Source organism: Bradyrhizobium sp. WSM4874, from assembly GCF_055811835.1.
Genome location: NZ_JBVVPR010000049.1, coordinates 40,563 through 53,280, shown reverse-complemented (window position 1 = coordinate 53,280; position 12,718 = coordinate 40,563). Strand labels below are relative to the sequence as shown.

Genomic DNA, 12,718 nt, shown 5'->3' with positions numbered 1-12,718 from the left:
CTGGCTGGTTAAAAACGTTCGCGCGCGACGGAGCCGGCTAAACATTCGGTGTCGTCCTGGCGAAGGCCAGGACCCATAACCACCGTCGTTGGTTTTGCGATGACTGGTGGTTGGCAGTCGGCGCCAAAACATCTCCCTGGGGTAATGGGTCCTGGCTTTCGCCAGGACGACCACGTTGAGGCAATTGCAAATGATCTACTGCATCCCCAGCTGCCCGGCCTCCCAGCCCAGCATCGCCTGCTTGCGGGTGATGCCCCAGTGGTAGCCGGTGAGCGTGCCGCTCTTGCCGAGCGCGCGGTGGCAGGGCACGACAAAGGAGACCGGGTTCTTGCCGACGGCGGCGCCGACGGCGCGTGAGGCTTTCGGGCTGTTGATGTTGCAGGCGATGTCCGAATAGGACACCGCGCGGCCCATCGGGATCTTCAGCAGCGTCTCCCACACCCGGACCTCGAAATCGGTGCCGATCATCACCACCCGCAGCGGCTGATCCGGCCGCCACAGTTTTGTGTCGAAGATGCGCTGCGCCAATGGCGCGGTACCTTCGTGATCCTCGACGTAAGTTGCGTTTCGCCATCGCCGCGTCATGTCGGCAAATGCCGCCTGTTCCTCACCGGGATCGGCGAAAGCGAGGCCCGACAGTCCGCGATCGGTCGCGATCACGATTGCGGTGCCGAACGGCGAGTGATGGAAGCCGTAGCGCAAGATGAGCCCCGCGCCGCCGTTCTTCCATTCGCCCGGCGACATCGCCTCATGGGTGACGAAGAGATCGTGCAGCCGGCCCGGACCCGACAGACCGGAGTCGAGCGCCGCGTCGAGGATGCTCGCGGAGTCCCGCAGCAGGCCCTTGGCGTGATCGAGCGTGAGCGCCTGCATAAAAGCCTTCGGTGTGATCGAGGCCCAGCGGCGGAACAGATGGTGGAGCTCATCCGGGGTGACGCCGGCCGCATCCGCCATCGCCTCGATGGTCGGCTGTGTGCGCCATTTTTCGGAGATGAAGGCGATCGCCCGGCGCACGGAATCATAGTCGCGCAACGCGGCGTTCTGGGAGCCCGGCCCGGCCAGGCGCTGGTCATGTATCGCGAGTGTCATCATGACCACAAATGTAGGAGAGGGCGGGGTGCGAAACCACCCGATTTCCGATCCGCAAATCAGGTGACCGGATTGTAGGTCGGTCCGCGCCTGGCGGCATTCAAGGCTTCAACCAAGCCTTTGTAGAAACTTGCCTTTTCGTCCGGTCCCAGGAAGCGGGCGATCTGGATCTGGTGACCTCGCGAAATCAGATAGAGGTGCTCGATGCCAAAATCCTCGTCGATTTCCATGTCGAGCCGGACCCAGAGCGGATTGAAGGTCCATTCGACGACCTGGCCGTGCTGGCTGACGCGCCGGACGCGCAATTCGGATGTTGTGACCACGATCTCCTCGCTGGCCCGCGCCGCGCGGAAATTGGCCTTGAAGGCCCACCAGATCACCAGCACATCGAGGCCGAAGAAGCCGAACACCGGCCACGCGCCCATCATCAGGAAGACGAGGCCGGTGACGAAGCTGACGGCGCTCAGGAACAGCATCACGGCGAGGAAGCCGGTGCGGTTCAGCGAGCGGTGCGGCGTCAGCCGCGCGGAAAAGATCTGAGGCTCGGCTTCGCTCCCAGATTGTTCGCGCGCAATTTCGTTGCCTGTGCTCATCGTCCCTCAGTATATCCCGATCATGGCGAAAATCACCCGCAAGCCGGCCCCGCGCAAAGCGCCGTTGCCGAAGAAAAAGGCAAAGCCGGTCGCGGCAAAACCGAAGGCGGCCGCGAAGAAATCGCTTAAAGCCATGAAGCCCTGGACGCCGCCCGAGGTCCACGAGGTCTTCAGCCGTTTCCGCAAGGCCAACCCCGAGCCGAAGGGCGAGCTCGAGCACGTCAATCCGTTCACGCTGCTGGTTGCCGTGGTGCTGTCGGCACAGGCGACTGACGCCGGCGTCAACAAGGCGACGCGCGCGTTGTTTGCGATCGCCGACACACCGCAGAAGATGCTGGACCTCGGCGAGGAACGCCTGCGCGAGTACATCAAGACCATCGGCCTCTACCGCACCAAGGCGAAAAACGTGATCGCGCTGTCGGCAAAGGTGCTCAGCGAGTTCGGCGGCGAGGTGCCGCGCACGCGCGCCGGGATCGAGTCGTTGCCCGGCGCCGGTCGCAAGACCGCCAATGTCGTGCTCAACATGGCCTTCGGCGAGCACACCATGGCTGTCGACACGCATGTCTTCCGCGTCGGCAACCGGACCGGACTTGCGCCCGGCAAGACGCCGCTGGAGGTCGAGCTCGGTCTCGAAAAGGTGATCCCGGCCGAGTTCATGCTGCATGCCCATCATTGGCTGATCCTGCATGGCCGCTATACTTGCATCGCGCGCAAGCCGCGATGCGAGGTATGCCTGATCAACGATCTCTGCCGGTGGCCGGAGAAGACGGTCTGAGACTGGCGTTCGGAGAGTGTTTTTGGAGTCTATCGTGAGTCAGCAGGAACAAATCCCGTCGTCGCCACCTGCTGCCACACCGGCGCCGCCACCGAAGCCAACGCAGCCACCGGCGAGCTCGCTCTGGAGTCGGCTCGCGATTCCGCTGTTCGCGGTGATCGTCGCACTCGGCTTCGTCGCGCTGGCAACCCAGCGCTTCGACGAATGGGTCGGCAATTCGGTGGTCCAGACCACCAACGACGCCTATGTGCGCGCCGAGCTGACGCGGCTTGCCAGTCGCGTCTCCGGCGAAGTGCTGACCGTCGGGGTCACCGACTTCCAGCGCGTCAAGGCCGGCGATCTCCTGATCCAGATCGATCCTGCCGATTATGAAGCGCAAGTCGCGCAGTCCGAAGCGGCGGTCGCCGCCGCGCAAGCCGTGCTCGACAATCTGGCCAACCAGATCGAGCTGCAATATGCGACGATCGCGCAGGCGCAAGCCGCGCGGCTCTCGGCCGAAGCCACGGAGGTCGAGGCGCGGCAGGAGCAGGAGCGCCAGCAGTCGCTGTCGCAGACCGAATCCGGCACGCGGCAGCGCTTCGAGCAGGCGGTCGCAGGCTACGCCAAGGCGCAGGCCGATGTGCGCGCAAGCCGTGCCGTGATCGCGGCCCAGCAGCACCAGCTCGAAGTCCTGCAAGGCAACAGGAAGCAGCGCGCCGCCGATCTCGAAGCGACCAAGGCGACGCTGGCGAGTGCGAAGCTCAAGCTCGGCTACACCAGGATATCGGCGCCGTTCGACGGCGTCGTCGGCGAGCGGCAGGTCCAGCCCGGCGACTACGTCAACATCGGCACCAACCTCATCAATGTAGTGCCGTTGCCGAAGGTCTATGTGATCGCGAACTACAAGGAGACCCAGCTTACCCACGTCGCACCGGGCCAGCCGGTCGAGATCACCGTCGACAGTTTCCCGCGCGAGAAGCTGCGCGGCCGGGTCGAGCGCATTGCGCCCGCGACCGGCGCGCAGGTCGCGCTGCTGCCGCCGGACAACGCAACCGGTAACTTCACCAAGGTCGTGCAGCGCATTCCCGTGCGCATCCAGTTCGACGACAACCAGCCGTTGCTGGCGCGGCTGGTGCCGGGCATGTCGGTCGTCACGAGCATCGACACCAAGGCCGGCAATGGCGGAAAATGACGATTCCAGCCGCGGGCCGCTCTCGCGCGGCGGCGTCGCCCCGCAGCCGCTGTTTGCGGTGGCGGCGGTGCTGCTCGGCTCGTTCCTCGCCAATTTCGACAGCCGCCTGACCACAATAGGCCTGCCGGACCTGCGCGGCGCGTTCTCGCTCTCGTTCGACGAGGGCGCCTGGCTCTCCACTGCGGGCATCGGCTCGCAGATCTTCATTGCGCCTGCGGTGGCCTGGCTTGCCACCGTATTCGGCCTGCGCCGCGTGCTCGGCATCCCCAGCCTCGTCTATGCCGCGGTCTCGCTGATCATCCCGTTCGTGCACGACTATCCGACATTGCTCGCGCTCAGCGTCGTGCATGGCCTCTTGCTCGGCACCTTCGTGCCGGCGACGCTGATGATCGTGTTCCGCAATCTGCCGATCCGCTGGTGGCTCCCGGCAATCTCGATCTATTCGATCCGGGTCGGCTTCGCGCTTGATACTTCGAGCTCTCTGGTCGGCTTCTATGTCGACCATCTCGGCTGGCAATGGCTGTACTGGCAGAGCGTCGTGATCGCGCCCCTGATGGGCCTGATGGTCTATTGGGGCACGCCGAACGAGCCGGTGAATCGCGCTTTGCTGCGCGACGCCGATTGGGGCGGCATGCTGCTGCTCGGCGCCGGCGTCTCGATGATCTATGCCGGGCTCGACCAGGGCAACCGGCTGGACTGGCTGGGGTCGGGGACGGTGATGGCATTGATCACTGTCGGCGCGGTGCTGGTCGCGGGCTTCCTCGTCAATGAGGCCCTGGTGCGACAGCCATGGGCGCATATCAACGTGCTGTTCTCGCGCAATATCGGCCTGGGGTTGGTCCTGATCCTGCTCTACACGCTGACCAGCCTGTCCAACGCGTCGCTGGTGCCGAATTTCCTCGCCACCATCGCCCTGCTCAGGCCGGAGCAGAGTGGCTTGCTGCTGCTTACCTACGGCGCGTTGCCGATGTTCGTCCTGGTGCCGCTGTCGATCTGGCTGCTGCGGCATTTCGATACGCGGACGGTGGTGGTCATGGGATTTGCCTGCTTCGCCGCCGCCAATCTCTGGGGCACGCAGCTCAGCCACGATTGGGCGCGCGAGGATTTCGCCGGCATCGTGCTGCTCCAGGCGATCGGGCAGTCGCTGACCTTGCTGCCGCTGATCATCACGCTGCTGTCCAACTCCGATCCGAGCCGTGCCACCTCGTTTGCCGCCTATATTCAGATCATGCGGCTCGGCGGTGCCGAGATCGGCGTGGCGTTGATGGGGACGTGGCTGCGCGTCCGCGAGCAGATCCATTCCTTCTATCTCGGCCAGAATCTCGGCGTCGGCGACGTCGATGTGGTCCGCATGCTGAAGCAGCTCGCCGACCATTTTGCGGCCCATGGTGCCGGCTCGGCACAGGCACGCGCGGTCGGTACGCTCGCGGGCTTGGTTCAGCGCGAGGCCAATGTGCTGGCCTATATCGACGGCTTCTGGCTGTGCTTCTGGGTCGCGATGGCCGCGCTCGGCGTGGTCGCGCTGGTTACCCGTGCGCCGCCCGGCCCGTTCACGCCGGCGCCGTTCGGCTTCGCCAGGATGCTGTTGCGGAAGTGCGGGGTCAAGGTGACGTAGACACCCTCACCGCATTTGCCGCGCCGATTCGATCAGCTCGGGCCGCGGGCCTGATAGCCGCTTGTGCATGTGGACCATGAAGGCCATGGCGAAGATCGGCGTCGCCAGATTGACGATCGGGATCGAGACGAAGGCTGCGATGAACAGGCCCGCCGTGAAGATGGTCGCGGCATTGTCGCGCCGCATCGCCTTGGCTTCCTCCGGCGAGCGAAACCGCATCGCTGCGAGCTCGAAATATTCGCGGCCGAGCAGCCAGGCCGTGGCGAGGAAGAAGACCAGGAAACCGGCGCCGGCGAAAAGCACCAGCGGCAACGCGACCAGATAGACCAGGATCGTCAGCAGCGCGGTCTTGACGCCCTCGTAGATCGCCTGGCTGAACGGCAGCGCGACGCCCGACCGCTCCGCCGGATAGTGCTCGCGCTCGACGACGTCGGCGACGTCGTCGACGAACAGGCTCGCCACCAGGGAGGTGATCGCGGGCATCAGGAACACAGCCCCGAACACGACGCCGAGGCCCGCGGCGATCGAAATGATCCAGGACAACACCTCGAGCGATGAGTGCCAGCCCGGACCGAGCAGGCCCTCCAGCCACGCCTCGCCATAGGTCGCAAACCAGCTCAGGAGCCGCTGCAAGCCGACCGCCAGCACGATGATCAGCACCAGTGCGACGCCGATCGACCGCCACAGGATCGAGCGCATTGGCGGCGAGATCATTTGCGACAGCGCCTTGACGGCGGCATCCAGCATGGGAGCACCTCTCGGGAAAACCACCCGCGAGAGGTAGACACAGCAGGCCCGTTCGGCAAGAGAGATCGGCGGCACCAGCGCAGTGGCGGATTGACCGCTCGCATCAACGAAGCCACGATGAATTCGGCAAGACTGTTGCTTCATCAACCCGCTTGACAACAAGCGGAACCAGCCGGGCAAAGGAACAGGCTCATATGGCGATGGAAGAACCGGCGGCCGGATTGCCGCTTGCAGGCGTGCGCGTCGTCGAGATGACCCACATGGTCATGGGCCCGGCCTGCGGCATGATCCTGGCGCAGCTCGGAGCCGACGTGATCAAGGTCGAGCCGCCCGCGGGCGACAAGACCCGGAGCCTGGGCGGCATGGGCACCGCCTTCTTTCCGCTGTTCAACCGCGGCAAGCGCAGCGTGGTGCTGGATTTCGAGAAGCCTGAGGATCGCGACACCATGCACCGGCTGCTGGCGACGGCCGACGTGTTCCTGGAGAATTTTCGCGACGGCCAGCTCGAGAAGCAGGGGCTCGGCGCGGACGAATTGCGTCGCCGGCATCCGGGTCTGATCATCGCCGGCCACAAGGGTTTCCTCTCCGGTCCCTACGAGCACCGCCCCGCGCTCGACGAGGTCGTGCAGATGATGGCGGGCCTTGCCGCCATGACCGGCACCAGCGAAAAGCCCCAGCGTGTCGGCTCGTCCGCCAACGACATCATGGGCGGCATGTTCGGCGTGATCGCGATCCTCGCGGCGCTCTATCAGAAGCGCGGGGGAGAACGCGACGGCGCCGATATTCGCATCGGCCTGTTCGAGAACTGCCTGTTCCTGGTCGCCCAGCACATGGTCGAATACGAGATGACCGGCAACAAGCCGCGCTCGATGCCGGAGCGCGAGCATGCCTGGCCGATCTACGACATCTTCGAGACCGCCGGCGGCGAGCGCATCTTCATCGGCGTCGTCACCGAAGGCCATTGGCAGAGCTTTTGCCGCGAGTTCGGGCTGACTGAATTCCTCGATGATCCCGCCTTGCGCACCACGACCGATCGCATCCTGGCGCGTGGGCGGATTATTCCGCGCGCAGCTGACATCATCAGGCAGTGGGACGGGGCAAAATTGTCGCAGAGGCTCGATGCGCTCAACATCTGCTTCTCGCCGATCAATCGGCCCGAGGATCTCTTCGCCGATCCGCATGTGCTGCGGCCGGGTGGGCTCGTCAACAATGTCACCGCCGACGGCAAGCCGTTCCGGGTCCCGGCGCTGCCGATCGAATGGAACGGCAGCAATATCGGCGAAGGCCTGAAGGTGGCCCCGCTCGGTGCCGACACTGCGGCCGTTCGCGCCGAGATCGACAACGAAAATGAAGACGTCACGTCAAAAACAACGGGGAGGCGCGCATGAGCCGGATCCAGGAGATTTACCCCGCGGAGCGCGTCAGCCTGCGCGAGGTGGGCTTGCGCGACGGGCTCCAGCTTGTGAAGAAAATTCCGTCGACCGACGCCAAGCAACGCTGGGTGCGCGAGGAATATGCCGCCGGCGTGCGGCACTTCGAGGTCGGCTCGTTCCTGCCGGCAAAGACGTTTCCGCAGTTCGTCGATGTCCGTGACGTTGTCGCGACCGTCGCTTCATTGCCCGGCGCGTATGGCATCGCGCTTGCGCTCAACGAACGCGGCGTGAACGAGGCGCTGGAATCCGGCGTCGGCGAAATCGCCTCCGTGGTCTCGGCAACGGAAGAGCACAGCCAGGCCAATGCGCACCGCTCGCGCGAATCCGCGATCGCCAATCTGAGACGTCTGTGCGAGATGCGTGACGTGAGCCCCCACAAGCCGCTCGTCAACGCGGCGATCTCGATGGCGCTGGGCTGCTCGATCACGGGGGCGGTTGATCCCGCAGAAGTGCTGCGGCTGGGCGACAAGTGCCTCGAGGCCGGTGTCGATTTCGTCGGCATCGCCGACACCGTCGGCTATGCCGGGCCGAAGCAGGTGGCGGAGCTGACGCGTGCTGCGGTGAAGCTCGCAGGGTCAAAGCCGATCTGCATCCATCTCCACGACACCCGCGGCATGGGTATCGCGAACGCGGCCGCCGCGCTCGACGAAGGCGCGCGTATCCTCGACGGCTCGCTCGGAGGCCTCGGTGGCTGCCCCTTCGCCCCCGGCGCGACCGGCAATGTCGTGTTCGAGGATCTCGTGTTCCTGTGCGAGAGCAAGGGTTTTGCGACCGGCATCGATTTGGAGAAGTTGATCGCAGTGCGCAGGATCCTGCGCGAGGAGATGCCGAACGAAACGCTGTATGGCGGCATCGCGCGGGCGGGGCTGCCGGGTGGGAGTGCGAAGGCAGCCTGAGGCTCTTTCTTCACCTCGCCCCGCTTGCGGGGAGAGGGAGAAGTATCAGTCCTGCCGGTGCGCCTGCTTGCGCGCTTTCGCCTGCTTGCCGTCCCCGGTCGGGATCATCATGACGCGGCCGTAGCGGACGCCGCGTTCGGCGATGATGTGGTCGGCGAAATGTCTGACCTCGCCGGCGTCGCCGCGCAGTGCCGTCATCTCCATGCAATTGTTATCGTCGAGATGGACATGCAGCGTCGCCAGCGCGAGGTCGTGTGGCCATGGAATTCCTGCACCAGGCGCTTTGAGAGATCGCGGGCGGCGTGGTCGTAGACATAGACGAGGCCGGCGACGCAGGGCCCGGTCTGGGCAGTGTCCTCGCTGCTCTGTTGCAAGCCGGTGCGGGCGAGGTCGCGAATGATCTCGGAGCGGTTCTGGTAACCGCGCGCTTCCGCCGCCGCGTCGATCTCCGCCAAGAGATCATCCTCGATCGTGATCGTAATTCGCTGCATCAGAATGCTCCCTCGCGCGCTCGATGCCGTTTTACACGGATTCAACGACGCTCACAGCCGCGTTGCCCGCAGCCGCAGCGCGTTTCCAACCACGCTCACCGAGGACAGCGCCATCGCGGCCGCGGCGATGATCGGCGAGAGCAGGACGCCGAAGGTCGGATAGAGGATTCCGGCCGCGATCGGAATGCCCGCTGCGTTGTAGATGAAGGCGAAGAACAGGTTTTGCCGGATGTTGCTCATCGTCGCCTGCGACAGTTTTCGCGCCCGCACGATGCCGGTGAGGTCGCCCTTCAGCAGCGTGACGCCGGCGCTCTCCATCGCCACGTCCGTGCCGGTGCCCATGGCAATGCCGACTTCGGCAGCTGCCAGCGCCGGCGCGTCGTTGACGCCGTCGCCGGCCATCGCGACGCTGCGGCCGGCCTTCTGCAGCTTTGTCACCACCGCGCTCTTTTGGTCCGGCAGCACCTCAGCCTCGACGTCGGCGATGCCGAGCCTGCGCGCAACGGCCTCAGCGGTGGTGCGGTTGTCGCCGGTCAGCATGATGACCTTGATGCCCTCGGCCGCGAGTGCCTTCAGCGCCTCCGGGGTCGAGGCCTTGACCGGATCGGCGATCGCGAACAGGCCGGCAAGCCGGCCGTCGACGGCCATGTTGATCACGGTCGCACCATCGCCGCGCAGCCGTTCGGCCTCGCCATCGAGCGCTTTGGTGTCGATGCCGATCGACGTCAGATATCTGGCATTGCCGAGCACGATGGTTTTGCCGTCGACCTTGCCGGTGGCGCCCTTGCCGGTCGGCGAATCGAATTGTTCGACCTGGCCCAGCGCCAGCTGCTTCTCCTTCGCCGCGCGCATGATCGCGTCGGCCAGAGGATGCTCGCTGGCGCGCTCGACGCTGGCGGCCAAGCGGAGGATGTCATCTTCCGCAAAACCGGCGGCCGGCACGATCGCGACCACCTTCGGCTTGCCCTCGGTCAGGGTGCCGGTCTTGTCGACCACCAGCGTGTCGATCTTCTCCATCCGCTCCAGCGCCTCGGCGTTCTTGATCAGCACGCCCGCTTGCGCACCGCGGCCGACGCCGACCATGATCGACATCGGAGTCGCCAGGCCAAGCGCGCAGGGGCAGGCGATGATCAGCACGCTGACGGCGGCAACGAGGCCGAAGGCCAGCCGCGGCTCCGGCCCGAACCAGGCCCAGGCCGCGAAAGCAGCGACCGCGACCGCAATCACGGCCGGCACGAACCAGCCCGCGACCTGATCGGCGAGGCGCTGGATCGGCGCACGCGAGCGCTGCGCGTCGGCCACCATCTGCACGATCTGCGACAGCAGCGTCTCGCGCCCGACCTTGTCGGCGCGCATGATGAAGCTGCCGGACTGGTTGAGCGTGCCGGCGATCACCTTCGCGTCCGTCTCCTTGGTCACCGGCATGGATTCGCCTGTTACGAGCGACTCGTCGAGCGAGGAACGGCCTTCCAGAATGACGCCGTCGACCGGCACTTTTTCGCCCGGCCGCACGCGCAAGCGGTCACCGGCATGAAGTGCGTCAATCTCGACCTCGTGCTCGCCGCCGTCAGCATCGACGCGGCGCGCTGTCTTGGGGGCGAGCTGCAGCAGCGCCTTGATCGCACCCGACGTCGCGTCGCGGGCGCGCAGTTCCAACACCTGCCCGAGCAGCACCAGCACGGTGATGACGGCCGCGGCCTCGAAATACACCGCGATAGCGCCTTCGTGGCCGCGGAACGTTGCGGGGAAGATCTGCGGCGCGATGGTGCCGATCAGGCTGTAGACATAGGCAACGCCCGTGCCCATCGCGATCAGCGTGAACATGTTGAGGTTGCGCGTCAGCAGCGACTGCCAGCCGCGGACGAAGAACGGCCAGCCGGCCCACAGCACCACGGGCGTGGCGAAGACGAGCTGGATCCAGTTCGACAGCGTCGCATCGATCCAGTTGTGCGGGCCCGCGAGATGGCCGCCCATCTCCAGCACCACCGCCGGCAAAGCCAGCGCGCCGCCGATCCAGAACCGCCGCGTCATGTCGGCAAGCTCGGGATTGGGGCCGCTCTCCAGGCTCGCCACTTCCGGCTCGAGCGCCATGCCGCAGATCGGGCAGGTGCCGGGTCCGGCCTGGCGGATCTGCGGATGCATCGGGCAGGTGTAGATCGTGCCTGCGGGCATCTCGGGCCCGGGCGTCTTGTCCTTTGCGAGGTACTTTGCGGGATCGGCGGCGAATTTGGTGCGGCAGCCGGCCGAGCAGAAATGGAAGGTCTCGCCGTGATGGTCGAAGCGGTGCTTTGAAGTCGCGGGATCGACGGTCATGCCGCAGACGGGATCGCGGACTTTTGCCGCGGCGCCGTGGTCATGCGCGTGATCGCCGTGCGCGCCGCAGCAGGAGGCAGCGGCGGGCTTGTCGACCGGGGCAGCTTTACTGGAACAGCCGCATCCGGAATGTGTTTCCGGCTTGTGATGGTGTTCGTGTTCGGCGTCGTTCATTGCCACGCTCCGGCCTTGCAAGTTATACCCTAGGGGGGTATATAGTCCGCATGCGCAAGGACATCAAGGCATCGCTCGGAAAACGTCTCGGCCGGATCGAGGGGCAGGTTCGCGGCCTCTCGAAAATGGTCGAGGAGGACCGCTATTGCATCGACATCGTCACGCAGATCTCGGCGGTCCGCGCCGCACTGCGCCGGGTCGAGGAAGAGGTTTTGAAGGACCACGTCGCCCATTGCGTCGAACATGCGATCGCGAGCGGCGACAAGGCCGACCAGCGTGAGAAGATCGCGGAGCTGATGGCGGTGATCGGGCGAGCGGAGCGGTAGGTCGCCGTCATTGCGAGGAGCGTAGCGACGAAGCAATCCAGACTGTTCGGGCAGAGGCAGTCTGGATTGCTTCGCTGCGCTCGCAATGACGATGCTGGAGGAACGGCTACGCCGCCATCTCCAGCGCGTGTCCCCGTGCGCGGTACTTTGCGAGATCGTTCAGCAGCACAAAATGTTCGGAGAAGGCAACGCTCATCTCCGCAGCCGCCTCACGCATCACTTCTTCAACCGAAACCGGCGCCTCTTCGTCAATCGCTTCAGGAACGAGCGGCGGCGCACTGAACGTTTCTGGAAACACACTGAATGTGCCGGCTACCTCCTCGAGCGGCTTCTGCTTGTCGGCCCAGTGCAAGGCGGTGTAGTCGAAGCCGTGCACGATGGTGGGTTTGACGACTTCGAAATAGGGCGAGATGTCGAAGTCGCGGGGCATGTAGAGCGAGGAATCGCGGATGTGAAGGATCTCGCGGCGGGCGGCGCGGCTGCCGGCCTTGGTGATCTTGGGCAGGATCGGGTAACGCACAGCGTCGAAAGCCTGCGCGATCAGGGCCGAGCAGATGATCTTGGTCGGATCGCCGGAGCCGATCGAGATCATGCGGCGGCGCCAGCGCTGCGGAATCGGCAGCGGAAACAGAAAGCGCATCAGGTCGACGATGTTCTTGGTGTCGTAGCCGAAGCCGATGCGGTTGATCGCATAGCGGCAGACCGTGGTGCGGTCCTCATAGGACAGCCCGACCGGGCGGCAGAGGCGGGTGTGATAGGGGAAATATTTCGACAGCGGCGCGGAGGTGACGCCTTCGCCGATATTCGCCTCGATCAGCACGTGCGGCTCGCCGTCGGGCTCTTCCGCACCCTCGATCGGTCCGACATAGAGTGCGCCGTGGGACCAGGTCGACTGCGTCAGATATTTGATGATGCCCGAGATGCGGTTGTTGCCCTCGACCAGCAGCACGTCGCCGGGCTCGATGACGCCGCGCAGATGCTCGGGGTCGCTCGGCGTGAACGGCTCATAGCCCGGCACCTCCTTCGAGAGGTACGCGGCAATCAGCTTGCCGACTGAATCCAGGACCGTCCCCATTTCAAAACTCCCCCACGGCC

The 12,718-nt window shown here is 65.2% G+C and carries 11 protein-coding genes and 1 pseudogene; 6 read left to right on the top strand and 6 right to left on the bottom strand.

The features are described from left to right. Positions 1–195: 195 nt before the first annotated feature. The gene (locus tag AC0L3P_RS33515; RefSeq protein ID WP_473308571.1) at positions 196–1,092 is read right to left on the bottom strand and encodes a methylated-DNA--[protein]-cysteine S-methyltransferase; all 897 of its coding nucleotides are present in this window, start codon (positions 1,090–1,092) and stop codon (positions 196–198) included. Positions 1,093–1,148: 56 nt separating this feature from the next. Further along, positions 1,149–1,682 (bottom strand): DUF2244 domain-containing protein, encoded by a 534-nt coding sequence (locus AC0L3P_RS33510; RefSeq protein WP_473308570.1) that lies wholly within the window; start codon positions 1,680–1,682, stop codon positions 1,149–1,151. A gap of 22 nt (positions 1,683–1,704) precedes the next feature. On the opposite strand from AC0L3P_RS33510, the gene nth reads away from it, so the two are divergent. The 3 genes from nth to AC0L3P_RS33495 are packed head-to-tail and all read left to right on the top strand — an operon-like array spanning position 1,705 to position 5,243. Beyond that, positions 1,705–2,457, top strand: coding sequence for an endonuclease III (nth, locus tag AC0L3P_RS33505; RefSeq protein WP_473308569.1), 753 nt, complete (start codon positions 1,705–1,707; stop codon positions 2,455–2,457). Between the two features lie 34 nt (positions 2,458–2,491). Beyond that, a complete protein-coding gene (locus AC0L3P_RS33500) occupies positions 2,492–3,628 on the top strand; it encodes an HlyD family secretion protein (protein WP_473308568.1) in 1,137 nt (378 codons plus the stop codon). Beyond that, positions 3,615–5,243 carry an MFS transporter gene (locus AC0L3P_RS33495; protein WP_473308567.1) on the top strand — a complete coding sequence of 543 codons (1,629 nt, stop codon included), beginning with the start codon at positions 3,615–3,617 and terminating at the stop codon, positions 5,241–5,243. The genes AC0L3P_RS33500 and AC0L3P_RS33495 overlap by 14 nt, the downstream gene beginning before the upstream one ends. Before the next feature lie 6 nt (positions 5,244–5,249). Here AC0L3P_RS33495 and AC0L3P_RS33490 read toward each other — a convergent pair whose 3' ends face one another. Then, complete coding sequence (locus tag AC0L3P_RS33490) at positions 5,250–5,990, bottom strand: sulfate transporter family protein (RefSeq protein ID WP_473308566.1); 741 nt, start codon at positions 5,988–5,990, stop codon at positions 5,250–5,252. Between the two features lie 194 nt (positions 5,991–6,184). Here AC0L3P_RS33490 and AC0L3P_RS33485 point away from each other — a divergent pair, with 194 nt between their 5' ends. Together AC0L3P_RS33485 and AC0L3P_RS33480 are read left to right on the top strand one after the other, a co-directional pair. Continuing rightward, positions 6,185–7,378: a CaiB/BaiF CoA transferase family protein gene (locus AC0L3P_RS33485; RefSeq protein ID WP_473308565.1), complete on the top strand. Its 1,194-nt coding sequence runs from the start codon at positions 6,185–6,187 to the stop codon at positions 7,376–7,378. After that, complete coding sequence (locus tag AC0L3P_RS33480) at positions 7,375–8,319, top strand: beta/alpha barrel domain-containing protein (RefSeq protein ID WP_473308564.1); 945 nt, start codon at positions 7,375–7,377, stop codon at positions 8,317–8,319. The genes AC0L3P_RS33485 and AC0L3P_RS33480 overlap by 4 nt, the downstream gene beginning before the upstream one ends. Before the next feature lie 45 nt (positions 8,320–8,364). On the opposite strand, the pseudogene nikR reads toward AC0L3P_RS33480, so the two are convergent. Continuing rightward, positions 8,365–8,810 (bottom strand): annotated as a pseudogene (gene nikR / locus AC0L3P_RS33475) (nickel-responsive transcriptional regulator NikR). Between the two features lie 51 nt (positions 8,811–8,861). Continuing rightward, positions 8,862–11,297 (bottom strand): heavy metal translocating P-type ATPase, encoded by a 2,436-nt coding sequence (locus tag AC0L3P_RS33470; protein WP_473308563.1) that lies wholly within the window; start codon positions 11,295–11,297, stop codon positions 8,862–8,864. Between the two features lie 50 nt (positions 11,298–11,347). On the opposite strand from AC0L3P_RS33470, the gene AC0L3P_RS33465 reads away from it, so the two are divergent. Continuing rightward, positions 11,348–11,623 carry a metal-sensitive transcriptional regulator gene (locus AC0L3P_RS33465; protein ID WP_354064271.1) on the top strand — a complete coding sequence of 92 codons (276 nt, stop codon included), beginning with the start codon at positions 11,348–11,350 and terminating at the stop codon, positions 11,621–11,623. Positions 11,624–11,729: 106 nt separating this feature from the next. On the opposite strand, the gene AC0L3P_RS33460 is transcribed toward AC0L3P_RS33465, so the two are convergent. After that, positions 11,730–12,698 (bottom strand): C40 family peptidase, encoded by a 969-nt coding sequence (locus AC0L3P_RS33460; protein ID WP_275168903.1) that lies wholly within the window; start codon positions 12,696–12,698, stop codon positions 11,730–11,732. Between the last annotated feature and the right edge of the window lie 20 nt (positions 12,699–12,718).